This window comes from Alteromonas sp. 38, assembly GCF_902506055.1.
Lineage (GTDB): Bacteria > Pseudomonadota > Gammaproteobacteria > Enterobacterales > Alteromonadaceae > Alteromonas > Alteromonas lipotrueae.
In genome coordinates, this window is the sequence record NZ_LR733300.1 from 500659 (window position 1) to 526842 (window position 26184).

A 26184-nucleotide genomic window follows, 5' to 3' on the forward strand; every position below is an offset into this window, starting at 1 on the left:
AGTCAACGCATTGTAAAGCTTGTGTAAAGTTTGAACCATACGCAGATTCTATCGGTCACAAAGTTTATCATTTCCATCGTTTGTGTGTGGGAATGGCTAGGTCGTCGCTCGTTGCGTTTCCTAGTTTTTTAACGCAGCGCGCAGTATTTAATCGTTGTCATTCCTCTATGCATTATACTTGGGTATCCGAAAGATGAATCAAGCCGTCGTAGGTTTCAAAAACATGAGTTCAGAGTTTCATTTGCAGTCCATTCTTATTATCGATGATGATAATGAACTAACTGACATGCTAGCCACCTACCTTTCAAGTATGGGGTATCAAATTCACGTCAGTAATGACGGGCAGTCAGGATTGGCGGAAGCGACGGCCGGCGGTCATTACGACCTTATTCTGCTTGATGTTATGATGCCTAAAATGGATGGCTTCGACGTACTTAAAAAGTTAAGAATAAGTCATGCTACACCTGTGCTTATGTTGACGGCGCGCGGTGATGACTACGACCGCATTCTAGGGTTAGAGCTAGGTGCCGACGACTACTTGCCAAAGCCGTTCAATCATAGAGAGCTGGTCGCGCGAATTAAAGCCATATTCCGTAGACTAGCATTGACCAACAGCGGTGGTACTATTGAGCAAGACTTGGTTGTGAATGAATTGTTTTTAAGCACCAGTAGCCAAGTCGCCAAAGTCGGTGAGGTTGAAATGACCTTAACCAGTACAGAATTTTCTATTCTTCGGTTGCTTATGCTAAACACAGGAAGCCGAGTGACGAAAGAAGAAATCAGTTTGAAGGTATTAGGTAAATCTCTTCAAGCGTTTGATAGAAGTATCGATATGCACGTAAGTAACTTGCGCAAAAAAATAGCCGCTATTAGTCATATTGAAAAAATTAAAACCATCCGCGGCGTGGGTTATATGTTGCTATCTGGTCAATGACGTTTTTTCGTAAAATAAATCCTGCTCGCGCCATTATGGGGCGCTTGTTTTTATGGTTTTGGGCTACCTTTATTGTTACCGCTGTGCTGGCTGGGTGGGGAAGTCGTTTTTTCTTTGAAGAGCTTCAAGTCAATAGTGCATCGCCAAAAGAAGTTAGCCAGCTAGAAAGAGTTCTTGAGGGGGTCTCTCGTGATCGCTCTATTCGTACGCCGCTAAGGATGGTTTTAGACAGGAATGCGCGGGGTGTGAGAGGCAGAATTATTGCTGTGGATGTTGATTCCGGCATGGTAATAACGTCAGGAGGACCGCCAATCCCCCAAGATGACAAACGTGACATAAAGCGCATCATAGATCAAAAAGTGCCCATCACACTAAATCGTGGCGCGCTAAAAATTACAGGCCCCGTTTTTTTTGAGCGTGATGGACGACGTTTCGGGCTTTTCTTAGCAAAATTTGAGGGCCCTAGCGAAAATGCGCCGCCTTTCATATTGTTTCTTTGTATTGCCATCATAACTACCTCTTTACTGTCATGGTTGTTCGCAAAATCGCTCACCCGTCCTATTCTGCGAATTCAGAAATCTGCACGCTTGTTATCCGGTGGACACTGGGAAACGCGTATCTGTAACACGGATAAGCGCCAAGACGAGCTAGGCCAGTTGGGCAGAGATTTCAACTCTATGGCCAATCAATTAGAGAAAATGTGGAGCGCTCAAAAGCGCTTGCTGGCAGATATATCCCATGAACTTCGTTCTCCATTGGCTCGATTACAAATGGCACTTGGCTTGGCACATCAGCAAAATGTAGACCCAGCCTCGCTGGCGCGTATTGAGCGAGAGGCCGAGCGTATGGAAGCCTTAGTGACGCAATTGCTGGAACTGAGCCGCGCTGAAAACGGGGTAACTACCTTCTCGTCTTATTCATTATCTTTGTTGTTTAGCGACATTTTTACCGACGGGCAGTTTGAAGCCGCGAATAGCAACAAAGCCCTCGATATCGATGAAATACCCAAGTTGACCGTGTTGGTAGACCAAGTTTTACTTTGCCGAGCGGTAGAGAATGTATTACGTAACGCCATCCGCCACAGCGCATATTTAACGACGGTTGAGTTTAACGTTACAGAATCGGAGTGGGCAGTGACCATTTGCGACGATGGTGAAGGTTTATCAAGTGAGGAGTGCGAGCGGGTATTTGCCCCTTTTTATCGTGCAACCTTAGCCCGAGAAAGAGCCTCTGGCGGGGTGGGTTTGGGCTTATCCATTGCAAAAGCTGCTGTAGAATTGCATCATGGCGCTATTAAAGCAGTGACAAGAGAAGAAGGTGGCTTATGTGTCACACTGTCCTTCCCTCGTAAGTTAGAAAACCGTTAACGCGCATAGCTTCGCACTGCCGTGTAGCGTTCAAATCATCACTGCGTCACAATTCTATTAGGATATGCTTCTATGAGCTGGACGTTTACGTCAGAGCAAGACTTAGCTTCAACGTTTGCCACTGCAATTAATCCTTTTTGGCAAACTTCTGTCACCCTTGGCGAGTTTGTTGGTAAAGACAGTATTGATGTACGCTACGCGTGGTGCATACCAGAAAACCCGAAATCCACGGTAGTGATCAGTTCTGGGCGTATCGAGTCGTACTTAAAATACAAAGAGCTCATGTTTGATTTGTACCAAAATGGCTTTGCAGTTTTCATTCTTGATCACCGAGGTCAAGGGCTATCGGGGCGTATGACTCACGATCCTCAACACGGATACGTGGCAGATTTTGCCGATTATGTGGATGATTTAATCACCTTCGTAAATGATATTGTCATGCCGCGACAACAGGGCGAGTTGCAGTTACTTTGCCATTCTATGGGCGGCGCTATTGGCGCACTAACCCTGTTAAGAGACCCTAGCTTGTTCGACAAAGCAGTACTCGCATCCCCCATGTTTGGTATTAAACCTGCGCTACCAAACTGGTTGGCCAATAGCCTTATTAAGGTTGGGCTTAGTATCAATAAACTGAAAAAGCGCGAGTCGGGTTACTTTTTTGGGCAAACCCCTTATATTGCCTTTCCTTATGCCCTTAATAAGCTTACGCATAGTAAAAACCGCTACAGCTTATTTCGTCAGCTGTATGATGAAGAGCGCCAAATTCAACTTGGTGGTGTAACCACCGAATGGTTACGTGCAGCGCAAGCCGCGATGAATACCATTGAACTCAATGCGGCCTCGATTACTACGCGATCGTTAATCTTAAGTGCTGATGGCGACAGTATTATAGAGAACAAACGCCAACGTCGTGTGGCGGCAAAGTTCCCCAATGCTCAGGTAGAAATTATACCTGTGGCGTATCATGAGGTGCTTACCGAATCGGACGACATTCGCGATGCCGCACTTTCTACTGTATTTGATTTTTTAAGTGCGTAAAATAAAGTAGATGGGCGATGAGCGCCCGTACGTCATATCGCCATTTAAAAGCGTGGCAATTTAGCATTTCGACAGTGAGCCAGCATGTTAGACATCGTACTTTACCAGCCAGAAATTCCCCCCAATACGGGAAATATTATCCGCTTATGTGCCAACAGCGGCTTTATGCTGCATTTGATTGAGCCGCTTGGGTTTGAGTGGGACGATAAGCGTGTACGTAGGGCAGGGCTGGATTACCACGAATTTGCCCACGTTAAGCGCCATGCCTCATTGGAAGCTTACATTGAAACTGAAAAGCCAAGTCGTATTTACGCTTGCACCACGAAGGGCAAAGCATTTCACAGTGACGCTCAATACAAGAAGGGTGATGCTTTATTGTTTGGGCCAGAGACCAGAGGCTTGCCCGACAATGTTATTGACGCGCTACCGCCAGAACAGCGGGTACGTATTCCCATGTTACCCGACAGCAGAAGTATGAATTTATCGAATGCGGTATCGGTTTTTGTGTATGAAAGCTGGCGCCAGTTAGGCTACGACGGCGCGCGCTAGACATAAAAAACGCGCAGTGTTGACGCTGCGCGTTTTATCAATTTTGTATAATTTGTTTAGTTAGGCTTCGTTTTTAAGATCGCGGCCGAGCAAGGTTAATGCGGCTTCTTTGGGCGATTTGCCATGATAAAGCACAGCATAAATCTGCTCGCAAATTGGCATCTCAACACCTACTTTATGTGATAACACATGTACTTCTTCCGTGTTGCGATAGCCTTCTACCACTTGCCCAATTTCTTCAATGGCAGTATCGACAGATTTACCTTGGCCTAAGGCTAAGCCAAATCGACGATTACGTGATTGATTATCGGTGCAGGTGAGTACTAAGTCGCCAAGGCCAGCCATGCCCATAAAGGTTTCCGGCTGAGCACCTAGCTTCACGCCAAGACGTGTAAGCTCTGCAAGACCACGAGTAATCAATGCGGTACGGGCATTCGCACCAAAACCTAACCCATCTGCCAAACCAGCGCCTATGGCAATCACGTTTTTCACTGCACCGCCTAATTGTACGCCGGTGAAGTCTGGGTTTTTGTATACCCTAAACGATTTCGCGCAATGTAGCTTAGCGGCAAATTCGTCAGCGAACGTGTTGTCGGTGGACGATAACGAAATAGCAGTAGGCAAGCCAGCCACCATTTCTTTCGCGAATGTGGGGCCTGATAATACGGCTAGCGGATAGGCAGTACCCAGAATCTCTTCTGCAACTTCTCGAAGCAATCTGCCGGTTTTAGGTTCAAGCCCTTTGGTTGCCCAAATAATTCTATGGTTAGGCTGCAACAAAGGCTTAATGCTTTGAAGCATTGCAGCAAAGCCGTGGCTTGGCACCACCACAAGGATATCTTGGCTTGCGGCAATGACCGTTTCTAAATTGGCATCTACACTAAGCGCATCAGGGAAGGTAGCACCTGGCAAATAGCGCGCGTTTTCTCTACTTGAGGCCAGTGCTTCCATGTGCTTTTCGTCGCGACCCCACAGCAAAGTAGGGTTGCCATTTCGGGCTAAACAAAAAGCAAGGGCGGTGCCATAAGACCCCGCCCCTAATACTGAAACCGAATTCGGGTTCATCATAATGGTGCTTACGCGTCCATCTTAGGCGCTTCGCCTTGTGCTTGCTGTGCACGCTTTTGAACGTAAGCAGCGAAGATAGCGTCGAAGTTAACTGGCGCTAAATTTAGTGGAGGGAAAGTTCCACGGTTCACAAGGTTTGAAATCGTTTCACGTGCATACGGGAAAAGCATGTTCGGGCAGAATGAACCTAGCGTATGCGCTTTGTTCTGATCTGGCATTTCACCAATGGCAAAAATACCGGCTTGCTGAACTTCACATAAGAATGCAGTTTCTTCGCCAAGTGTAGCGGTAACTGTTACTGACAACACCACTTCGTAAACGTTTTCGTCTAGTTTGTTGGTGCTAGTGTCAATATCTAGCTTAATTTCTGGCTTCCACTCTTTCGTGAAAATAGCCGGCGCATTTGGCGATTCAAAAGAGATATCTTTAGTGAATATACGCTGAATGTTGAATTGAGGGGCTTGCGCTTGGTCGCCTGCTGCGGCGCCGTTAGTAGTCTGATTATCGTCAGCCATGATATTTCCTGTTTAATTGTCGTTTTACTTTAATGTATTGCGTTGCTTTACGCGCTGACGCGTTATGCTAACCCAAGCATAGGATTTAGTTTTTGCTGTGCTTCTAGTGCCATCATGTCATCGCAGCCACCTACAAGCTTATCGTCGATGAAAATTTGTGGCACTGTCCAACCGCCATTCGCGCGCTCAATCATCACGTCACGCAACTCTGGCTGAACATCAATAGGGTACTCTTGAAACTCAACACCTTTCTGTGCGAGAAGTGCTTTAGCACGATGGCAGTATGGGCAATGGCCCTTGGTGTAAATTTCTACTTTACTCACTATGATCGCCTATTATTTTGAAATCGGTAAACTTGCACTTTGCCACGCGTTCATGCCGCCTTTAAGGACTTTCACATTAGTGAAGCCTGCTTTCGACATCGCACCGGCTGTACCACGAGCTTGATTGCCCATAGCGCATACAACGATAATGGGTTTATCTTTGCTGTTTTCAAGCTTAGCGAAGTTTTTCTCGCGCAATTCTTCCGGTTTTATTTGTCTAGCACCTAAAATGTGCCCTGCTTTAAAGTCTTTTGCCGCACGAGTATCAAAGACAACTGCGTCGTCTTTATTCATTAACAAAGTGGCTTCGTGTGTATTTACTTCTTTGATTGAAGAGGTAAACGTTGAAATGTAGCTAAACACCAACATGCCTACCAAAGCAACCCATACACCAGCAAGTACAATATTATCGCTGGCAAACGCTATTAGCTGATCCATTACTTCTAACCTTGTCTACAGACCATAAAAAGAGTGCAAAGTATATAGAAAAACGGGCGAGAAACCACCCTGCAATAGTCAAGCGTGTCTTGTAATTGTGCGCGGTACAATAGCGGCTTGATATTACAATCAAATTGCACTGGGATTTAATCTAGCCCTCAGATACACTGATACGCTAACTATCATCATGATTGTAGGCGGATTCTGCAATTTGTTTTTGCCACCAATACACCGCTAAAGGCCGCTATTACCTTTTTATGTTTATTCAACGATTTTGCACAATTGTCTGTTTACTTGCTGTCATATTCGGTATGGGTTTAGTCTCATCTACCGTAAAGGCGCAAGATGTAAGCCAAGAGAAGCTGGCAGAGCTACAAGTTGAATTAAGAGCGCGTCAGCAGGTTTTAGAAAATAACAAAGCTAGCGCACAAGAACTTGAGCAAGTACTCAAGCGCTCAGAGCTTGAAATAGCGAAAGTGGCGAAAGCGTTGGCGCAAAACAAACAGCAATTAAATAGTGTGTTAGCGGAAGAAGAAGCGCTGGTAAAAGAGCAGGAAGGGTTAAAAGAAGCCATTCGCCAGCAACAGTCCTTGCTTTCAAGTCAATTGAAAAGTGCTTTTATGGCGGGGCATTACGACTACGCCAAAATGCTATTTTATCAAGAAGATGCCCGTAATTTCGAACGGGTCATTACGTATTATCAATATTTGGCAAAAGCACGTCAGCAAGAAATTACCCGATTTAGAGACAACGTGGCTCGCCTTGAAGCGGTAACCGAAGAGCTTGCTGATAAAGCGGAATCTTTGCTTGCCCTTCGCAAGACACAAGAAAGTCAGCGCGGGGTGTTACTCACTCGCCAAGATGATAGAAAGCAAACCTTAGTAAAACTCAACAAAACCATTGCCAGTGAAAGCGGACGAATTGCCACCTTGCAGGCAAATGAAAAGGCTTTACTTGATGCTATTGAAGCTGCCCGTATTGCCGCTGAACGCGCTGCGGCTAGAGCTAAGGTATCACTAGATGGGTTAGCCAAGTTAAAGGGTAAGTTGTCAGTGCCTGTTGAAGGTCACATTCGTAAACTCTTTGGCAATCGCAGGCAAGGACAAGTGCGCTGGAAAGGTATTATTATCGATGGTTCGGAAGGCGAAGCGGTAAAGAGCGTGGCATCGGGCAAAGTACTTTATGCCGATTGGCTTCGCGGGTTTGGTTTAGTGGCCATTGTCGATCATGGAGAAGGTTACATGAGTGTTTACGGGCACAACCAAGCGTTGTTGAAACAAGCTGGCGACGATATTCTTTTAGGCGAAAGTATTGCCTTGGTAGGCAGAAGCGGCGGACAAGATTACCCTAATTTGTATTTTGAAATACGCCACAAGGGAAAAGCGTTAAATCCCACCGCTTGGTTTAACTAATCGCCAAGCACACTACACTGCGAAAAGTTAACTTTTTCCGCGGTTACACCGTTATCGAAAATGTTGAATTGTCAGGTAAATTCGATGCTTCTTGTTGCGGTGGAGGCGGTGGTTTACCCATTCCCGCTAATTCAGCAATATTCTTACCTTCAAATCCAGCACTGCTTAACGCGGTATTCAATGATTTACTTGGCTCAATACCAGCCTCTTTGAATTGCTCTACAATAGAAGCCGCATCTTCGCTTGATAGGTTTTCGGGATCGTAAGATGACAGAATAGCACTCACGGACTCTTTTTGTGTATCGCTAAGTGCTTGGCCTTCAGGGCGAGGCGACATGCCAGCTTGCATGGCCGAGCTGTTTACAGAAGAAATCATAATTACTCCACAATAATTAGTATACGTTTTAACCTTATCGACTATTAAAGCGGAAATTGAGCTTAGTGGTCACTCTTTACGCAACTTTTACATGCTAACAACTGCTCAGCAGTGCTTGTTTCCTTTTTGTAAATTGGTATGCTGCATTAATGCTGGTTCAACGGAGCCAAGATGTAGCCAAACAATTGTTGTCAGGCTCAGCTCTTATTAGGCTCAGTTCTTTTTAGGCATAGTATCTCGTTGTTAATATCAGCAGTGCGCGTGGAAATAATAAAATCAATAATGGAAGTGAAGAAACGTAGATGAAGGTGCTTTGGCGTCTGTGTATTTTATCGTTAATTTTAATGAGTAGCTTTACCAGTCATGCTGCTGCGTCAGCGACTATCCCAGTAAAGCCTCGTGTTATTATTATTCTTGATGATCTGGGTTATAGAAAATCAGATATGGCGGCATTTGCGCTTCCCAGTGAAGTGACCTTTTCCATCCTTCCGCAAACCCCTCTTGCGCAAACTATTTCACGTAAAGCAGAGCAACAAGGCCGCGCTGTCATGTTACACATGCCAATGCAATCGACCAGTGGCAAAGCCATGGGACCCTTAGGGTTATCTACCGATATGTATCCTGCTGCCATTACTCACACGCTAAGAGCAGCACTTAAAAGTGTGCCAAATGCAGTGGGGGTTAACAATCATATGGGCAGTGCATTTACGGTTGAAGAGCCTGCCATGCAAACCATTATGGAAGAGATAAAGCGCCAAGGACTCTTCTTTGTAGATAGTCGAACCAGCGTAAATACCACAGCGCAACAGGTGGCGGATAGAGTGGGGGTGCCGAACGCAAGTCGGCAGGTGTTTCTTGATAACGATCGCTCAGTAGCATCGCTTAGTAAGCAATTCGAATACACAAAACGATTGGCTAAACGAAACGGCACCGTTGTGGTTATTGCACACCCTTATCCAGAAACTATTACCTTTTTAGCGCACCGTTTGCCTAGCCTCGCTAACGAGGGGATCTCTTTAGCGTCGGTAAACGATTATTTCACACAGGTGGCTAATACCTCCTATAGCATCTCCAATAACGCTTTGGTAAAAGAGGTTCATCAAAAGTCGCTCTTAGAAACCGAAGCGGCCGCGCCTAATGAATAGCCCTTGTTAGTTTCATTGAAGTAATAAGCGCTACCTTTTTCTTCCTTTCTGCTTTTTCCGTGATTAGCAGGTCGACATTTAATCTTTTAATAATCAGCCACTTCCGGACCTGAATCTTCACTTATGGCATTTTGTTCTGTTAAAGATTTAAAATATCATAGGGGAAAGTTTCGCATTCCCTTTAAAATGTTATATTATAACGTCTCTGGCAGAGTTACTCTGCGTCTACAGTGCACGTGCGGCTATTGTTAATATAAGCAATGCCCTTAAGACTAAAGCGCATGTGTAAAGTGGCGTGCTTTAAAGTTTTTGATGTTGTAAAGGTACAGTAAATGAATCCGGTAGATGACAATCCAACAAAATTAGACAGACTTGGCATTTGGGTGTCGAGCTTGTGTGCGTTGCATTGCCTAGCGCTGCCTGTTGTTGTGCCATTATTGCCACTTATTGGTTCATCGTTTTTCGCACAGGTTTGGTTTGAACGTACTATATTAACCATTTCGTTATTTATTGGTGCGGTTGCACTTATCGGCGGGGCCACACGCTATCACGGCCGTTATTATCCGTTGGCGTTGCTGTTTACGGGAGGTGCAATTTATTGGAACAAGAACATGTTTGGTGAAGCCTATGAGCCGTTCACCATCGCTGTGGGGGCTTTACTTATTGTGGCAGGGCATTGGATTAACATGCGTTTGTGCCGTCAATGTAAGTGCTGTAAAGAAACGGTATTCTCTAATCACTTATCTACCGAAGTAGAATAGCCGCTTCCGTAAGCTAACTGGCATAAATTTTTAACTCAAGCTTTACGCCCCAAGCTTTAAAAATAACGCTAAATTTTAGCTTCCTAACCCAGAACTCGCTTTGCAATATCCGGCACGTTGGTAAAAATACCGCTCACGCCCCATAGCTTCAATTGCAGCATATCTTCTGGCTCGTCTACCGTATAAACATACACATCCAATCCTGCTTGCTTCGCCGCATTCACAAAATCAGCATTCACCACATCTAACGCAATATTAATCGATTTCGCTTTAAGCTGACGGGCACAGTACGTTGCATCAAGTGCGTAGGTGGCGGTTAATGCGCCAATAGCCACCTGTGGCCATAATGCGCTTATTTCGGCTAGCCAATGGTGATTAAACGAAGAAATAAGTAAGGAATTTGAGTTTATCTGTGCATCTTCTACTGCACACTTTACGTCTTGCACCCAGGCTTCAGCATTGCGCAAGTGCTTCACTTCAATATTACACAGCGCACCATCTGGTACGGTAGCCAGCACTTCTTCCAAGGTAGGAATAACTTCACCTTCCCCAGCATCTAGCTGCTTTAAATCCGCCAGTGAAGTTTGTAATAAAAATCCTGAACCGTTTGTGGTGCGCACAAGGGTTTTATCGTGAAATACTATAATGGCGTCATCATGCTGGTAGGTGTCGAATTCTATACCATCAGATTGCTGCTCGAAGGCTAGCGTAAATGCTTTAAGCGTGTTTTCAGGCGCAAGCGTACTCGCGCCCCTGTGGGCAATAATAAGCATTTAGTCGCTGTCCTTTTCTGACTTACCGTGTAGCTTATGGGTATTTAAGGTTTCGTAGATAGATGCTGAGGTGATAAGAATACCACCTAAAAGTGTGCTTCCACTGGGGTTTTCATCCAGCAGCAATACGGCAAGAATAACCCCGTAGAAAGGCTGCATACAGGCAATCAGCGAAAAAGTTTTAGCGCGTAAATGCCGTAAACTTGCCGCAATTAGTGCATGTGGCAACGCGGTAAAAACCGTACCTAATAGCAAAAGCATTAACCATGCACTCATCGGGGCATTTGCAATTTCATTACTGCCGGTAGGTAGCAGGAAAATAGCAATCACTAAGGTTTGCCATGCCATGGCTTTAGCGCCACTGTATTGTTTGAAGTGTTTTCGATGTATTAGGTTTCTGAACGCGTAAAGCACCGCAGAACCTACGCCAATCAGCACCCCTAAAGTGATGTCATTATCCAGTGACGTTTCAGGCACAATAAAATAGACGCCTGCAATAACGGTCAGCGCAGATACAATATCTTGCCATACCAAGCTTACTTTTTCGAAGAACGGCTCTATCAGTACCGTAATCACCGGAAACGTGAATAGTGCAATCATACCCACCGACACACTAGAGTATTGCATTGCGGCGAAGTAGGTTACCCAGTGAAGGGCCATTAAGATACCTAGCCCTATGGCTATCAGATAATCTTTGCGGCTTGCCAGCGCCAAATTTTCGCTAGAAAATTTCAGGAAGAGAAATAATGCGATACAGGCAAATACCGATCGCATTAGCGTAATATCACTGGCACTCAGGGGCACTAAATGTGAAAAAAGTGCGGTACCGCCCAATAACACAACGGTAAAGTGCAGTGATATCAAACTTCGTTTTACTGCATTCATAAACTAGCTTGTTGTCGCTTGCGTGCCTAAATCAGCGCTTGTGTCATCGCCAGTGTTATCGCCTAAATCAGCGCTCGCATCAGTATTTACGGGCGCGTTGGCAACAAAAGCCATAGGTTCACCTAGGCGAGTTATTTGCCCAGGCGCTAATGCATCAAAATCTATCATGTCTTTTTCGAAACATACCACAATGGTAGAGCCTAGTTTAAAGCGACCTAGTTCGTCACCTTTTGCAAGGTGTACGCTCGCTTCGGTATCTTTCTCGTAAGTCCAATGTTGTACATTTTTACCGGTAGGCGGCGACACAGTACCTGCCCAAACGGTTTCTATACTGGCAACAATCGTAGCGCCCACTAGTACCATAGCCATTTTGCCTACGGGCGTATCGAATAACGCCACAACGCGCTCGTTACGGGCAAATAAACTTGGAATGTTTTGTGCGGTAAGCGGGTTTACAGAAAACAACTCACCAGGTACATAAACCATATCGGTAAGCGTGCCCTCTACCGGCATATGAATGCGGTGGTAATCTCGAGGGGCTAAATAAATGGTGGCAAATTTTCCGTCTTTAAACGGCGCCGCTAAATCTGGCTTACCGCCTAATAAGCTGGTTAGGCTGTAATCGTGTCCTTTAGCTTGAAATATACTGTCAGCTTCAATGTCGCCAAATTGACTTACCGCCCCATCTACCGCTTGAATTAACACGTCTTCTCGTGGGTCAACGGTGCGCACTTCAGGTTTTAGTGGGCGAGTAAAGAAGGCATTGAAACTGCGATAATGCGCAGGATCTGAATGCAATGCCTCGCTCATATCAACATTATATTGCTTGATGAAAAGCTTGATAAGAAACGTAGTGAAACCACCAAGCTCTGCTGCCGCTAATTTGCCTACTAGGCGAGACAACAAATGTTTAGGGGTAATGTATTGTAAGTTTATTTTAAGCCAGTCCAGCACGAAAGCTCTCCATTAAAAAGACAGGTTAATTGTACCCTAACTTATAAGCGCGTAAGCAACTTTAAGATTATGTATGCTACAAACTTGGAATAAGCCAGAAAGGTTGGGCTTGTTGAAGTCGTGTCTATATTCTGTTTCAACAAGCCAAACAAAGCGTAAATATAAGCCTTATGCGCCAGGTGGTTGGCTGTGGCTCGGACGTTGCTCGTCCATGGTGGTTAATATTTTGTGGTAGCTAGCAAAACGCTCGGCATTAATCTTACCTTCTTCTACGGCTTCCCGAAGAATGCAGCCAGGGTCGTTAAGGTGTTTACAGTCACGGAATTTACACCCACCTAAGTAATCCCTAAATTCAATAAAGCCCCAAGTAATGCGTTCGGTAGGAATGTGCCATAAGCCAAACTCACGGACGCCTGGAGAATCTATTAAATCACCGCCAGCCGGTAAATGCAGTAGTTTGGCTGCGGTAGTGGTGTGTTGGCCTAAGCCTGAGTTATCTGATACTTCACCGGTGAGTATGTCGGCACCAGGTAATACTTTATTAATTAAGCTAGATTTCCCTACACCCGATTGACCTACGAAAACACTTACATTGTTATCAAGATAGGCATTAAGTTCATCAATACCTTCACCGGTCTTACAGCTGGTGAAAAGCACTTCATAACCTAAATCGTTATAAACCTTTAATTGTTCATTAATGGTTTCTCTTTCGCTTTGTGAAAGGAGCTCCACTTTGTTTAAAACAATAAAAGGGGTAATGCCAATGTCTTCACAAGCCACTAAATAGCGGTCGATAATGTGCGTAGAGAGTGATGGAAGGGTAGCGCTTACCACAATAATTTTATCGATATTAGCCGCAATGGGCTTTATGCCGTCGTAAAAGTCGGGGCGAGTGAGGACTGAATGGCGATCGTTAACTATTTCAATAACACCACGTACACTACCAGAGTCGGCATCGTCGCCTTTACTGAATAGTACTTTATCACCACATACCACAGAGTCTACTGTACGGCGGATATGACACCGTGACACATTGCCCTCGGCGTCTTCAACATCGGCATGTTTGCCAAAGCGCCCCGTCACAACGCCGCTCATTAGTTGGCTTTCATCTACTGACGTTTGCTTGTTGTCACCATGCTTATCTTGCAGCCGTTTGCTTCTGTTAGCTGCGACTTGGCGTTTCTGTCTATGTGTAAGTTTTGGTTTTTTCGCCACGATTCTTTTCTAGTTCACGTATACTGCGCTTATAATAACGTTTGTAGGGCATGGTTGCCATGCCTCAGTACTAAGAGGAAGCCGATGACAAAGCACGACAGTAATTTAGTGTGGATTGATATGGAGATGACAGGGCTCGATCCAGAGACTTGTGTGGTGATGGAAATTGCAACCATAGTGACAGATGCACAGCTAAATGTGCTTGCTGAAGGCCCCGTTATTGCAGTGCATCAGCCTGATGATGTACTTGATAATATGGATGAGTGGTGTACGCGTGTACACGGTGAAACTGGGCTTACTGCACGTTGTCGAGCCAGTTCGGTGAATGAAGCTGAAGCCGCCCGTCAAACAATGGCGTTTTTATCTGACTATGTTGATGCCGGTAAATCTCCTTTGTGCGGAAACACTATAGGGCAAGACAGACGCTTTATGGTGAAGTACATGCCAGAGCTAGAAGATTACTTTCATTACCGCAGTATTGATGTGAGCAGCGTAAAAGAGCTGATTAAGCGATGGAAGCCAGAAGTATTAGATGGATTTGATAAAAAGGGGGTTCACCTAGCCCTTGATGACATTCGCGAGTCTATTGAAGAAATGCGCTACTATCGTGAGAAAGTGTTCACGATTTAAGCGGGAAAGGTGCGTTTGTACAAAAAAATCCAATTAATGGTTGCCAAATAAAATTATTTTTGTACAATGCGCACCACTTCAAAACGAAGTGCCTTTTTTTGTATGCGGGAATAGCTCAGTTGGTAGAGCACGACCTTGCCAAGGTCGGGGTCGCGAGTTCGAATCTCGTTTCCCGCTCCAAAAAAACTCCTATCACAATCCAAATGGTAGTGAGTATCATCAGATGCAACAGCATCGACTCTATGCGGGAATAGCTCAGTTGGTAGAGCACGACCTTGCCAAGGTCGGGGTCGCGAGTTCGAATCTCGTTTCCCGCTCCAAATTTTCATATATAAAATTAAATCAACCTACTTCAGTTTGATTAATGCGACCCCACGGGTCACGACCGGTTCCCGGCGACCGAATGTCGGCCCAGCGAGTGTCGGCCAGTTACAAGTCTCGTTTCCGGCTTCAAATTTTCTTATCTAAATTTAATCAGCCTTAATATTTAAATCATCTCCCAGCTAAAACCCGCTGTCTTTATTTAAGCTTTCTATGTTTATTCATGCCAATAATGCACTTTTTAGCGTAAGCGAGTGTAAATTTTCTCTTTTTACACCCTTTAAAAGGCTTCTTTTTTTGAATGGGTTTTTATTCCCGCAGCTTTGCACCGTGTGCGAGCATGTACTCACTGTTTTGGTGATAATCTATAAAAGTCCTTAGATATCAATTTCTAATGCTGCATTAGATCCGCTGCTTATTACTCTTAATTCAGATTTAGTGCATGCATGCGCGATATTAGAGCATATTTATTCAAAAATAATTAAAAATTTATGTGTTTTTGCTTTAGAATGCGCGCCCTTAACGGCATAGATTCTGCTACGGATCATGCTGAAAACACTGATGCACGTACCCAACAATAAAATTAACGGGTACAAAGATAGAAGCCCCGCCAGGAGAAAACACAAGCATGCACTATAAAGGCAGCACCTTCGGGTACTCTTTGGTTGCCGGCGCTGTATTTACTGCTTTAAGTAGCAGTGCAGTTGTCGCCCAAGAAGTTACTGTAGATGAAAAACAAGTAGAAACAATTGAAGTTACTGCAACCCGCCGAAGCGGCACTTTGCAGGAAGTTCCAATTAATATCTCCGCCATAACATCGGACGTGTTGGCCCAACAAAATATTGAAGACCTTGACTCAGTAGCTCGCTGGGTACCAGGCTTGACCGTCACCGATCAGGGTGGTCGAAACGATTCTCCTATTATCGTGCGAGGCTTAAATACAAACTCATCTGGCCCAGGTTCAGATGGGGGGACGGTAGCTACTTATTTTGGTGAAATTCCATTATTCCTTAACATGCGTTTACTTGATGTAGATCGTGTTGAAGTACTCATTGGGCCGCAAGGCACCTTATATGGTGCTGGTACGCTTGGCGGTGCCATTCGCTATATACCTAAAACAGTAGATTTAGATTTTACTACTGCTGAAATTACCGGTGATGTGTTCACCATTCAAGAAAGTGATTCATTAGGTGGCGAAGGAAGTTTCGTATTCAACGCGCCTATTATTGAAGGTGAATTGGGTGTTCGTGCATCACTTAATTATTTCAATAATCCGGGGTTTATTGATTACAATTACGTTGTGCAAGAAGGTGGTGTTTCACTGCCCGATCCAGATTGGACCGACAGCACGGCTATTAGCGAAAACTTACGCCAAGTAGAAGATGCTAACGGTGAAGACACGCTAACAGGTCGCGTAGCAGTACGTTGGTTACCCACCGACACCATTGACGCTACGCTGACTTATTTCTTCCAGACACAAGACGTAGAAGGCCGTTCAATCAGCCACTACAATGCGTTGTCTGATGAAAACGGGTTAAGTGCGTTAGTAGGTAAATACGAGTCGGCTTATCGTTACGAAGAGCCTCGTGAGAAAGAAGATTCATTATTAAGCTTAGAAGTTAAAGCCGATCTTGGTTTTGCTGAATTGGTGTCGGCTACAGGTTATTCGAAGTTTGAATCAGACGGTCAACGGGACCAAACTGACCTGCTTATTCGCTTAGACTACAGTTACGAAGAATTTCCGGCGTTTTCTTCTTACACGGAAGAATTAACAGAACGCTCTACGCTGACGCAAGAAGTGCGCTTAGTGTCGCTAGATGATGGTCCATTATCGTGGATTGTGGGTGGTTTCTATTACGACACCGACAGCGAAGGTACCAGTAAAGAATTTACCCCAAACTTTGACGTGTACGCTATTGAAGTGTGGGGCGTTGACGGCAACTATCGTCCAGACAGCCTTGAATACTTCTCAGCAGACGAAATCGATATTACTGAAAAAGCCCTTTTCGGTGAGCTCACTTATGAAATTACCGATAAGTGGGATGCTACCATCGGTTTGAGAGCCTACGACTATGAAGTGTCAGCCCGCTCAGGCGTAGACTTGCCGCTTTACTACTCAGTATTTGAAGGTCGAGCTTCTGATTCCATCGATTTAGAACTCACCGAAGCGCCTACCGAGGATGACAGCGGTACACTGTTTAAATTTAATACCAGTTATAAGTTTACCCGCGATACCATGGCTTACGCGACAATCAGCGAAGGGTTCCGAATTGGTGGCGCTAATGGTGCCCCGGCGTGCCCCGACAATGTTGATGACTTGAATAACCAAATAGTGTGCGCATTACCGGATGAGCAGACTTACGGAGCGGATACCACTACCAACTACGAGCTTGGGGTTAAAACCAATTTCTTCAACAACAAACTACAAGTGAACACCGCATTGTTCTATGTTGATTGGGAAGATCCACAAGTTACTGGTGCAACCGTAAATGGTCAGCAAACCATTACGGTTAATGCTGAAGGTGCTGCATCTAAAGGGCTAGAGTTATCGTTGCGTGGTCGCGCAAACGACTATTTAACCATGTATGCTACTTATGCTCATACGAAAGCAGAGTTAACCGCTGATGCGCCATTCTTGTTTACAGCCCAAGGTGAAGAGGGATCTGAACTACAAGATTTTTATGATGGTAAAGATGGTGATCGTTTGCCAGGTTCAGCCGAGCATCAATTTTCATTTGGTATGACATACAGCCAAGAAGTATTTGGCGATAAGATGTTAGACGTGAATTATGGTATCACTGCACAAAGTGATATTTATACTACGGTTGGTTTACGCCAGGACGGTGAAGCATTACCAGGATATGCAATCAGTAACTTAAATGCGCGTATTTCATCTGAAACTTGGTCGGTAACCTTGTACATCGACAACCTATTCGACAAGTACGCGTTTGTGTCTACACGACGCAACGTAAGTGATATTGGCGAAGGTGTTTATGACAGTGTGCTTGAACCAAACGGTACTGAATTAAGCCGTAACTATGGGCATTACATACTTACGCCACGTACAGTAGGTCTGAAGTTCAACTACAAGTTTGATATGTAGTAGTATTACCAACAGTACTTAATAAAGGCACTCCATGGAGTGCCTTTTTTTCAGGCGCATCATGATAATAGCAATGATAGACAGCAATGATAGATAAACAACAGCATTTCAATGTGGCCACCACAGCCATTAGCAAACGAGATTATACGTCAGCACATAAAGCCTGCGTAGAGGTTATTCAGGCCTTCGGCGATGACCCTCATGCTTATTTTCTTCTGGGTATCATCCACATTGAATTAGGACAAATTAATAAAGCGGTTAAGTTGTTAGAGAAGTCGAATAGCCTTGATGCTAGGGCGCTCACCTATGCTTATCTTGCCAAATGCTTTGCCCTCATTGGCGATCTTAATCTTGCCCAAGCCGCCGCTAAACTCGCCCCACCAACGTCACTCACCCGAGCGCTTGATTTAGATACCGTTGGGGTAGCGTTAAGCAGAGTAGGCGATCATGAAGGGGCACTTTCTTACTTCAAGCGCGCGTTATCTATTAATAATGACAATCCACAGTTTCATTATAACTATGGCGTCAGTAGTAAGTTCGCCGGTAGTTTTACTCAAGCCAGAGACCACTTCGAGCAAGCTATTTCACTGAACCCCAATTTTTATCAGGCGCATTTTGCGCTGTCTGATTTAGGGGGGATCACAGCTGAGAAAAACCATATCAACCGTTTGCTGAACGCATCACGCACTTGTGAAAAACACGTAGAAGGACGACTACATATTGGCCATGCACTAGCAAAAGAATATGAAGCATTAGGGCAATACGATGAGGCTTTTGAAGCACTACAGTACGCCAAAGCGCCTAAGCAGCAGGCTAGTCAAGACGCCTTGGCTGATTATGAAATGTTATTCGATTATCTACAGCAGCAGGCGAATAGCCCATGTGGAAGCGCTAATAAGAACTTGATTAAAAGCATTCAAGCACATGGCGCCCAAGACAGCTCGCCAATTTTCGTAATAGGCATGCCCCGCTCTGGCACTACCTTGGTAGAGCGTATTTTAAGCCACCATAGTCAAGTTGCTTCAGGCGGTGAACTGCAAGATTTTGGAGTGGCAGTAAAATCGCTGGCCAACACGCCCTCACAACATGTACTTGATTTAGACACCCTAAAAGCAGCGGAAAACCTTAATATGCAAGAAATTGGGGAGTGCTACCTAGCGCGAACCGCTTATCTTAAACAAGACGGGCAGCGTTTAGTCGACAAGCTGCCGTTTAATTTCTTTTATGTTGATCTTATTCGTCGTGCTTTACCGAATGCCAAAATCATTTGCTTGATGCGTGACCCCATGGATACCTGTGTGGGCAACTACCGCCAACTATTTTCTATTCACAGCCCATACTACGCTTATGCTTATGATTTGAATGCCGTTGGACGTTTTTACTTGCGATTTAACAAGGTAATGAAAGCGTGGGCGCAGAAATTTCCTGACAATGTATATATTCAATCTTACGAAGCATTGGCGATAGGCCCTAATGAAGAAGTCCCCAAGCTGCTGTCGTTTTGTGATTTAGCTTGGGAAGAGCAGTGTCTGCATGTAGAGCGAAACGCATTGCCAGTGTCTACGGCGAGCAAAGTACAAGTGCGTGAAGCAATAAATACGCGTTCGATTGGGCGCTGGAAGCAGTATAGCAACCACACCAATTCGCTCCAGAAATTGTTAGGGTATTGTTAAAACTACTTGCATCCTTTGCGGTGGCAGCATAACCTCACTGGTCTAACCAGAAGAAGTGAATTTCAGAGAGAAAATTATGTCCGTACCAAACCCGTTGCGCAACTTTGTGAAAAAAGCCAATACCTATCCAACATGGCTACGTCAACGCATGCTCACGTGGATGTTCAGGTACAAAGTAAAGTTAACGGGCACGGTCAGTATCGATATTCTGGAAACCGATTTAAAGTCGGTAACGTTTCGTCAAAAAAACTACAAGAAAGCACAAAACCATATTGGCAGTGTGCATGCGGCTGCTATGGCATTGCTAGCGGAGTCTTCTACGGGCTTTGTAGTTGGAGTTAACCTACCTGGCGACAAGTTACCGCTGATTAAAGAAATGAATTTTAAATATGTGAAGCGCGCACAGGGCGATATGCATGCAGTAGCGCACCTTACCGATGAACAAATAGCGTTAATGCAAACTCAAGAGAAAGGTGAAGTTACGGTAGCGGTTAAAGTAACCGATGCTCAAGGTATCGAGCCTGTTCTATGTGAAATGATTTGGGCTTGGGTGCCTAAAAGCAGGAAGTAGTACCTGTATTTAAAAATTAGGCCGAGTACGCCTGATTACCATGTGCGCGTTGCTTATGCAACGCGCATGTTCAATCTAAGCATTTTACAGTTTTATTAAGTTTTCTCTTATCACGTTTTTCTGTTTGACAGCATTCTTAATCCCAACTATCTAATTATCAGTGTAATAAGCCAAGCGGCACAGGCGCGCGGCTAATGGGTCCTCATCGGCGCACGATGCGGAGTATGATAATAGTTAGAAAGGCTGAGATAGGGGGTCATATGACAACGTTATCCAGAGAGAAACTGATCAACCGTCCGTTTGCAGATAAAAAGCATTACCCATATGGCTTCGCTCGCTCCGGTGACTTTTCAATTTCTGAAAGTAAGTTATTGCAAGCCCATGGTAGTTTGTTTGCAGCCTTAGTCGATGGCAAGATTGAACCTAGTTCAGATGTTGAAATTAATTATCTCAATGCTGCGTTGGGGCAATGTGAGCCACAAACTCCACAAGCAAAAGCATGGATAAAATATCAAAACCGAATTAACCGGCCCAAAGCGGCCAGTATTTATGGTTCTAAGCGTGCTGTAACAGAAGATGCAGACGATAATATGGGAATAGAGGATAACAGCGACATTGAAATAGACATTGATGACGATTAGTTGTTAATTTCTTGTGAAATTCATCCTAATAAGCGCCATTATTTTCATCGTAACGAAAGGTTTATCCTATTTATCTTGAATATTGGGATATATATCTCACTTTTGTGCGGTTTGGTGTTTTATCTTCCTACTTCCTTCGTTATAGTCCGCTCATCGTCAACATTCGCTGACAATACACCAAACCGATACAGGAGAGAGAACTGTGAAAATGATGTCGGGCGCTGCCATGGTGGTAGAAGCGCTAAAAGATGTAGGAGTAACACATGTGTTCGGCTACCCAGGTGGTGCCGTACTAGACATTTATGACGCTTTATATGCGCAACAAGATGTCGAACATGTCCTCGTGCGTCATGAACAGGCAGCCGCTCATATGGCGGATGGTTATGCACGTTCAACTGGCAAAACCGGCACAGTCCTCGTCACCTCAGGCCCTGGTGCAACCAATACCATAACGGGTATTGCTACCGCTTATATGGATTCAATTCCAATGGTTGTATTGTCTGGGCAAGTTCCCTCTATGCACATTGGTGAAGATGCTTTCCAAGAAACCGATATGGTAGGGTGTTCTCGCCCAATCGTAAAACACAGCTTTCTAGTAAAGCGTGCGGTAGATATTCCAGAAGCCATTGCGAAAGCGTATTACATTGCAAATACTGGCCGACCGGGCCCAGTGGTAGTCGATTTACCAAAAGACATTGTAAATGTGGCTGAAGATCACCCTTATGTGTTCCCAACCGATGTAACCATGCGTTCGTATAACCCAACCGAGCGTGGGCATACAAAGCAAATTAAGAAAGCGGTCGCTTCATTGATGAAAGCCGAACGTCCAGTACTTTATGTTGGTGGTGGCGCGGTTACATCTGAAGCGTCGTCACGAGTTATCGAATTAGCTGAAAAGTTAAATGCACCAGTTACCTGTACGTTAATGGGGCTAGGCGCTATGCCAGGTACACATGAGCAGTTCGTGGGTATGCTAGGTATGCACGGCACCCTTGAAGCAAATAAAACCATGCATAATGCCGATTGCATTATTGCCTTGGGCGCACGTTTCGATGATCGCGTTACCAACAACGTAGCGAAATTTTGCCCTCATGCTGATATTATTCACGTAGATATCGACCCGGCTTCTATCTCTAAAACCATCAACGCACATATTCCGGTGGTTGGTTCGGTAGATAAAGTACTCGACCAAATTTTAGAACAGTTTGTTAATAAAGACCTATCTGGTCAAAAAGAGAAGCTAGCCGATTGGTGGCAACAAATTACTCAGTGGCGCTCTCGTGAATGTTTGAATTACGAGCAAGGCGATACGGTAATCAAGCCACAGCAAGTTATCCAGTCTATTTATAAGCATACCAATGGTGAAGCTTATGTAAGTTCTGACGTAGGCCAGCATCAGATGTTCGCTGCCTTATATTATCCGTTTGATAAGCCTCGCCAGTGGATCAACTCAGGTGGCTTAGGCACCATGGGCTTTGGTTTACCCGCGGCGATGGGCGTACAGTTCGCACACCCAGAGTCTACCTCGGTAGTGGTAACGGGTGACGGTAGTATTCAAATGAATATTCAGGAATTATCTACCTGTTTGCAGTACAACCTGCCGATTAAAATCATTACCTTGAACAACCGCGCATTAGGCATGGTTCGTCAGTGGCAAGATATGATTTACAAAGGTCGTCACTCGCATTCTTACATGGACTCAATGCCAGATTTTGTGAAGCTTGCAGAGTCTTATGGCCATGTAGGTATCAAAGTAGATAAATTAGACGAATTAGATGCAGCGATGGAAAAATGTTTCAGTCTTAAAGACCGCCTTGTGTTTATGGACATAGCGGTAGATCAGAACGAGCACGTATATCCAATGCAAATTAAGTTTGGCGCTATGGATGATATGCGCTTAAGTAAGACGGAGCGTACCTAATGAAACGTATCATTTCTGTATTAATGGAAAACGCACCTGGCGCGTTATCTCGTATTGTGGGCGTTTTCTCACAGCGCGGCTACAACGTAGACTCTCTTTGTGTAGCCCCTACTGACGATGGTAGCTTATCTCGCCTTACCATCATTACCCATGGTGATGATAAAGTCATTGAGCAGATTACTAAGCAAGTGAACAAGCTTATTGATGTGCTTAAAGTGGTGGATTTAACTGAAGGCACACATATTGAGCGTGAGTTGATGCTAATTAAAGTGGCTACTCGTACTGAATCTGTGCGTGCTGAAGTAAAGCGTAATAGTGATATTTTCCGTGGGCGCATCTTAGATGTTCATGCGAATAACTACACCATTGAAATTACGGGCACTACCGACAAACTAGACGCTTTTGCGGCTACCATGGCCCAATGTGCGGAAGTAATTGAATCATCACGCACTGGTGTGTGTGGTTTAGCACGAGGCGAGCGCGCATTACGCCCTTAACGGGTGACATTTAACGTGCAAAGCGAAGCACATAAAGCGCTAAAGAAATGAAAAAGGGCGAGTAACGAGTGTTACTCGCCTTTTCCGTAATAAGCTTCTAAGCGAAGTGCCATACCATAAGACGGCGAGAAGTCTTCACGTCGAAGCCACAATACAAATGGTTCTACCTCGAAGTAAAGCCATTCTCTTATTGGATTACTGCGCCAACGCAAACCTGTGTAAACCTCTTCTACTTGGTAGGTAGGTTTGTTCAAGCCTTCCACCATAAAGCTGTAAACCAAGGCGTTGTTGTTGTTAATAGAGTATAAGTGTTGTAACTCGTGTCGCCACAACCAGTCGTTGCTATTGTCTCGAAAATAAAAGCGGTTATTTAACCGAGTGACGTTATTGTTACTGCTAACATGCTGGATAGAGGTACCTAACTCTGCGCCAAATTGATCCCGCGTGTATTGATATATTTCAGTGTCGTATAGCATGGCCCAATGGGAGTTAAATGCATAGGCATCACGGTAGCGAGCTTTTACATACAGCTGATCCCGTCTTCCTGCACCAACACGAAATGAATAGTGAGAGTTTTGATCTGGGCGAAAGCGTAGTGAAATGGTCGTATTGTCTTGCCTTCCCAGCGAGGGAGAGCGCGCCGCTTTTATAGTATCACTTTGGGTTTCGTCTTCATTATCACTTAATAGCAAGTCTACGCGATTTTCGAGGTGGGGGAGGGAAACACGAATACGAAACCGAAGATCGGTTTCAGCGATATCTCTGGTTCTAGGTTCCCAGCTAAGTTGAATTCTCCCTTCTGCTTTTGCTTTTTCTTTGGTTTTTGAGCCATCGGAGAATAAGCCATCGAACTTACTTACGGTAAAGTCCATAGAGTCGGTGAAGCTGCGTTGCCACACATCAAACCATTGCATAGGTTGATGATATTCAACATTGTTTTGTGCATTATTCACTACCTCGTGGGTAGGAACAGGCCGGTTATCACTCTGGTCAGTAAGCAATAAACACAATGAGACTGCTAAACACAACATAACAACCCAAACTCCCTCTAACGATTTCGCGGTGAAATGATATCCGTATCAATTAATTACCATCAGGATGCGTGTTGTGATAATAAACGTCAACGATTATTCATCCACGCAAATATTCACGTGAAAGCTAGCGCTTTGGGTGGCATACTACCCTAACTGTTGTATCGGAGATTATTTTTATGGGCGGTATTGGAATCTGGCAGTTACTTATTATCTTAGTAATTGTAGTTTTACTTTTTGGCACTAAACGTTTGAAAGGGATTGGCACCGATTTAGGTGGCGCAATCAAAGGCTTTAAAAAAGCAGTTACTGAAAACGAACAAGATGCCGATTTCGAGCAGAAGAAGCAGGTAGAAGATACAGACACCGCTAATACCGCTGACACTGTTTCAACGAAAACGCAGAGCGACGTTAAAGAAAAATCCTGATGTTTGACATTGGCTTTTGGGAGCTATTGGTAATTGGTGTGATGGCCTTGTTGATACTGGGTCCAGAACGTTTGCCAGGTGCCATGCGGTCCACCATTAACACTATTCGAAGTGTGCGAAATACAGCAACTGGCTTTAAGCAAGAAGTTGAGCATCAGCTGCGCGTGCACGAATTACACGAAAACCTGAAGAAAGCTGAGCAGCAAGGCTTGAAAGATCTCTCGCCAGAGCTTGAACAAAGTGTTGATGAGCTTAAAAAAGCGGCTGAGTCGGTTCAGGAACCATATAAAAAACAGTAAATGTCTGACGCAAACAATTTAATATCTCATTTAATTGAGCTTCGTAGCCGCATTCTAAAAGCACTGTTAAGTGTGCTGGTGGTATTTTTGTGTTTGGCGTACTTTTCGCAAGACCTCTATCAATGGCTCGCTTTGCCGTTGCTTGATTCTATGCCAGAAAACGCTAGCATGATTGCCACCGATGTCGCCTCACCTTTTTTCGCACCGTTTAAACTTACGCTGGTGTTGTCATTCTTTATCGCTATTCCCTACGTACTTTATCAAGTGTGGGGATTTGTTGCGCCAGGCCTATATCGTAACGAGAAAAAGCTCGTTGCGCCGCTTTTACTCTCAAGTACTCTATTGTTCTATGCGGGCATGGCATTCGCCTACTTTGTGGTATTTCCAATCGCGTTTGCCTTTTTTAATAGTGTGGCCCCAGAAGGTGTTACGGTCAGTACCGACATCTCTAGTTATCTTAATTTTGTATTGAAACTCTTCTTTGCTTTTGGGGTCTCATTTGAAATTCCCATTGCCATTATCTTACTGTGCTGGACGGGGGTAACCGACGCAAAATCACTTAGAGCAAAACGCCCCTATGTGGTTGTTGGTGCGTTTGTGGTGGGCATGTTACTTACGCCGCCGGATATCATTTCTCAAACGCTTTTAGCTATCCCTATGTGGATATTGTTTGAAATAGGTGTTGTGGTAGGTAGCTTGTATGCGGGAAAAGGCCGCCGAGATAACGATGAAAAAACGGGCACTGAAATCGAATAACAATTAATTAAAACAAAGGATTTACCATGAAAAAACGTACATTATTACTGCTAATAAGTGTACTTCCTTTCAGTGCGTTTTTAGCACAGGCAGAAACCGTAGGCGAAGCGCTAGCCAAATGTAGCGAAACCAAAAATAGTCTTCAACGTTTAGTATGCTACGACCGCGTTGAAAAACAAGTCAATCGCCTCTCAGGTGCGCAGGCAGGTCTGCCGGTTACAATGCCTAGCCACACACCAACCGTTGCCGCTGAACGTCGCCGTGTGGAGCCAGTAAGCCAAGCGCCAGCGCCCAAAGAAGAGCAGTTTGGTTTAGAGCACAAAGTAAAAACGGAAACCTTGGCCGACACATTTGCAGGTAAGGTAACTAAGATTAAGAAAACTGCACGTGGGAAGTTTATTTTAACCTTCGATAACGGCTCGGTTTGGCAGCAAACTACAGATACCACGTTGAAAGTAAAAGAAGGTGAAACCGTGCTAATTGAGCGTGGATTATTAGGCGCTTTCTATTTGAAAAAAGAAGGGCTTAACAAACGCATGAAAGTAAAACGTGTAAAATAA

At 44.6% G+C, this 26184-nt stretch carries 28 protein-coding genes and 2 tRNA genes; 20 read left to right on the forward strand and 10 right to left on the reverse strand.

Annotation, left to right across the window (positions count from 1 at the left end; translation table 11 throughout):
* Positions 1–193 precede the first annotated feature (193 nt).
* The 4 genes from FLAVO9R_RS02080 (at position 194) to trmL (ending at position 3888) form a co-directional block, all read left to right on the forward strand.
* Complete coding sequence (locus FLAVO9R_RS02080) at positions 194–934, forward strand: response regulator transcription factor (protein WP_159528353.1); 741 nt, start codon at positions 194–196, stop codon at positions 932–934.
* Positions 931–2301, forward strand: a complete 1371-nt coding sequence (locus FLAVO9R_RS02085) for an ATP-binding protein (RefSeq protein ID WP_159528355.1) — start codon at positions 931–933, stop codon at positions 2299–2301. Before FLAVO9R_RS02080 ends, FLAVO9R_RS02085 begins: the two co-directional genes overlap by 4 nt.
* Positions 2302–2373: 72 nt before the next feature.
* Complete coding sequence (locus tag FLAVO9R_RS02090) at positions 2374–3339, forward strand: alpha/beta fold hydrolase (protein WP_159528357.1); 966 nt, start codon at positions 2374–2376, stop codon at positions 3337–3339.
* Between the two features lie 84 nt (positions 3340–3423).
* A complete protein-coding gene (trmL, locus tag FLAVO9R_RS02095; protein ID WP_159528359.1) occupies positions 3424–3888 on the forward strand; it encodes a tRNA (uridine(34)/cytosine(34)/5-carboxymethylaminomethyluridine(34)-2'-O)-methyltransferase TrmL in 465 nt (154 codons plus the stop codon).
* A 60-nt stretch (positions 3889–3948) separates the two neighbouring features.
* Here the strand turns inward: trmL and gpsA are convergent, their stop codons facing one another.
* The 4 genes from gpsA to FLAVO9R_RS02115 all read right to left on the reverse strand — a co-directional run bounded on the left by gpsA (position 3949) and on the right by FLAVO9R_RS02115 (position 6232).
* Positions 3949–4953, reverse strand: coding sequence for an NAD(P)H-dependent glycerol-3-phosphate dehydrogenase (gpsA, locus tag FLAVO9R_RS02100; protein ID WP_159534338.1), 1005 nt, complete (start codon positions 4951–4953; stop codon positions 3949–3951).
* An 11-nt stretch (positions 4954–4964) separates the two neighbouring features.
* Positions 4965–5471: a protein-export chaperone SecB gene (gene secB, locus FLAVO9R_RS02105; protein WP_013785633.1), complete on the reverse strand. Its 507-nt coding sequence runs from the start codon at positions 5469–5471 to the stop codon at positions 4965–4967.
* 62 nt (positions 5472–5533) lie between these two features.
* Positions 5534–5794 carry a glutaredoxin 3 gene (gene grxC, locus FLAVO9R_RS02110; RefSeq protein WP_159528361.1) on the reverse strand — a complete coding sequence of 87 codons (261 nt, stop codon included), beginning with the start codon at positions 5792–5794 and terminating at the stop codon, positions 5534–5536.
* Positions 5795–5806: 12 nt separating this feature from the next.
* Positions 5807–6232: a rhodanese-like domain-containing protein gene (locus FLAVO9R_RS02115; protein ID WP_159528363.1), complete on the reverse strand. Its 426-nt coding sequence runs from the start codon at positions 6230–6232 to the stop codon at positions 5807–5809.
* Positions 6233–6543: 311 nt separating this feature from the next.
* On the opposite strand from FLAVO9R_RS02115, the gene FLAVO9R_RS02120 reads away from it, so the two are divergent.
* Complete coding sequence (locus FLAVO9R_RS02120) at positions 6544–7644, forward strand: murein hydrolase activator EnvC family protein (protein ID WP_373996582.1); 1101 nt, start codon at positions 6544–6546, stop codon at positions 7642–7644.
* 43 nt (positions 7645–7687) lie between these two features.
* Here FLAVO9R_RS02120 and FLAVO9R_RS02125 read toward each other — a convergent pair whose 3' ends face one another.
* Positions 7688–8020, reverse strand: coding sequence for a hypothetical protein (locus FLAVO9R_RS02125; protein WP_159528367.1), 333 nt, complete (start codon positions 8018–8020; stop codon positions 7688–7690).
* 302 nt (positions 8021–8322) lie between these two features.
* On the opposite strand from FLAVO9R_RS02125, the gene FLAVO9R_RS02130 reads away from it, so the two are divergent.
* Together FLAVO9R_RS02130 and FLAVO9R_RS02135 are read left to right on the forward strand one after the other, a co-directional pair.
* Entirely contained in the window at positions 8323–9165 is an 843-nt protein-coding gene (locus FLAVO9R_RS02130; RefSeq protein ID WP_159528369.1) for a divergent polysaccharide deacetylase family protein, read from the forward strand.
* 332 nt (positions 9166–9497) lie between these two features.
* Positions 9498–9926: a MerC domain-containing protein gene (locus FLAVO9R_RS02135; RefSeq protein WP_159528371.1), complete on the forward strand. Its 429-nt coding sequence runs from the start codon at positions 9498–9500 to the stop codon at positions 9924–9926.
* Between the two features lie 83 nt (positions 9927–10009).
* On the opposite strand, the gene FLAVO9R_RS02140 is transcribed toward FLAVO9R_RS02135, so the two are convergent.
* From FLAVO9R_RS02140 to rsgA, 4 genes are all read right to left on the reverse strand, one after another.
* Positions 10010–10699: a glycerophosphodiester phosphodiesterase gene (locus FLAVO9R_RS02140; RefSeq protein ID WP_159528373.1), complete on the reverse strand. Its 690-nt coding sequence runs from the start codon at positions 10697–10699 to the stop codon at positions 10010–10012.
* Complete coding sequence (locus tag FLAVO9R_RS02145; RefSeq protein WP_126872920.1) at positions 10700–11584, reverse strand: DMT family transporter; 885 nt, start codon at positions 11582–11584, stop codon at positions 10700–10702. It abuts the gene before it with no gap.
* Positions 11585–11587: 3 nt separating this feature from the next.
* Complete coding sequence (gene asd, locus FLAVO9R_RS02150) at positions 11588–12538, reverse strand: archaetidylserine decarboxylase (RefSeq protein WP_159528375.1); 951 nt, start codon at positions 12536–12538, stop codon at positions 11588–11590.
* A 168-nt stretch (positions 12539–12706) separates the two neighbouring features.
* The gene (rsgA, locus tag FLAVO9R_RS02155; RefSeq protein WP_126872918.1) at positions 12707–13753 is read right to left on the reverse strand and encodes a small ribosomal subunit biogenesis GTPase RsgA; all 1047 of its coding nucleotides are present in this window, start codon (positions 13751–13753) and stop codon (positions 12707–12709) included.
* Positions 13754–13837: 84 nt separating this feature from the next.
* Here rsgA and orn point away from each other — a divergent pair, with 84 nt between their 5' ends.
* The 9 genes from orn to ilvN all read left to right on the forward strand — a co-directional run bounded on the left by orn (position 13838) and on the right by ilvN (position 23110).
* Positions 13838–14383: an oligoribonuclease gene (gene orn, locus FLAVO9R_RS02160; RefSeq protein ID WP_013785622.1), complete on the forward strand. Its 546-nt coding sequence runs from the start codon at positions 13838–13840 to the stop codon at positions 14381–14383.
* A gap of 104 nt (positions 14384–14487) precedes the next feature.
* Positions 14488–14563 (forward strand) — tRNA-Gly (locus FLAVO9R_RS02165).
* A 64-nt stretch (positions 14564–14627) separates the two neighbouring features.
* A tRNA-Gly gene (locus tag FLAVO9R_RS02170) sits at positions 14628–14703 on the forward strand.
* 629 nt (positions 14704–15332) lie between these two features.
* Positions 15333–17807: a TonB-dependent receptor gene (locus FLAVO9R_RS02175; protein WP_159528377.1), complete on the forward strand. Its 2475-nt coding sequence runs from the start codon at positions 15333–15335 to the stop codon at positions 17805–17807.
* 86 nt (positions 17808–17893) lie between these two features.
* Positions 17894–19480 carry a tetratricopeptide repeat-containing sulfotransferase family protein gene (locus FLAVO9R_RS02180; protein ID WP_159528378.1) on the forward strand — a complete coding sequence of 529 codons (1587 nt, stop codon included), beginning with the start codon at positions 17894–17896 and terminating at the stop codon, positions 19478–19480.
* 76 nt (positions 19481–19556) lie between these two features.
* Positions 19557–20051 carry a DUF4442 domain-containing protein gene (locus FLAVO9R_RS02185; RefSeq protein ID WP_159528380.1) on the forward strand — a complete coding sequence of 165 codons (495 nt, stop codon included), beginning with the start codon at positions 19557–19559 and terminating at the stop codon, positions 20049–20051.
* Between the two features lie 260 nt (positions 20052–20311).
* Complete coding sequence (maoP, locus tag FLAVO9R_RS02190; RefSeq protein WP_159528382.1) at positions 20312–20692, forward strand: DUF413 domain-containing protein; 381 nt, start codon at positions 20312–20314, stop codon at positions 20690–20692.
* Between the two features lie 202 nt (positions 20693–20894).
* Positions 20895–22613: an acetolactate synthase 3 large subunit gene (locus tag FLAVO9R_RS02195; RefSeq protein ID WP_159528384.1), complete on the forward strand. Its 1719-nt coding sequence runs from the start codon at positions 20895–20897 to the stop codon at positions 22611–22613.
* Positions 22613–23110, forward strand: a complete 498-nt coding sequence (ilvN, locus tag FLAVO9R_RS02200; RefSeq protein WP_013785617.1) for an acetolactate synthase small subunit — start codon at positions 22613–22615, stop codon at positions 23108–23110. Before FLAVO9R_RS02195 ends, ilvN begins: the two co-directional genes overlap by 1 nt.
* 71 nt (positions 23111–23181) lie before the next feature.
* Here the strand turns inward: ilvN and FLAVO9R_RS02205 are convergent, their stop codons facing one another.
* On the reverse strand, positions 23182–24141 hold the full coding sequence (locus FLAVO9R_RS02205; protein WP_159528386.1) for a hypothetical protein: 960 nt from the start codon (positions 24139–24141) through the stop codon (positions 23182–23184).
* Positions 24142–24320: 179 nt separating this feature from the next.
* Between FLAVO9R_RS02205 and tatA the strand changes: the two genes are divergently transcribed.
* Genes tatA through FLAVO9R_RS02225 form a run of 4 tightly spaced genes read left to right on the forward strand, consistent with a single transcriptional unit; the run spans position 24321 to position 26184 of the window.
* Entirely contained in the window at positions 24321–24569 is a 249-nt protein-coding gene (gene tatA / locus FLAVO9R_RS02210) for a Sec-independent protein translocase subunit TatA (protein ID WP_159528388.1), read from the forward strand.
* On the forward strand, positions 24569–24868 hold the full coding sequence (gene tatB, locus FLAVO9R_RS02215) for a Sec-independent protein translocase protein TatB (protein ID WP_013785614.1): 300 nt from the start codon (positions 24569–24571) through the stop codon (positions 24866–24868). The genes tatA and tatB overlap by 1 nt, the downstream gene beginning before the upstream one ends.
* Complete coding sequence (gene tatC / locus FLAVO9R_RS02220; protein WP_159528390.1) at positions 24869–25624, forward strand: twin-arginine translocase subunit TatC; 756 nt, start codon at positions 24869–24871, stop codon at positions 25622–25624. It abuts the gene before it with no gap.
* Between the two features lie 26 nt (positions 25625–25650).
* Complete coding sequence (locus tag FLAVO9R_RS02225) at positions 25651–26184, forward strand: hypothetical protein (RefSeq protein WP_159528392.1); 534 nt, start codon at positions 25651–25653, stop codon at positions 26182–26184.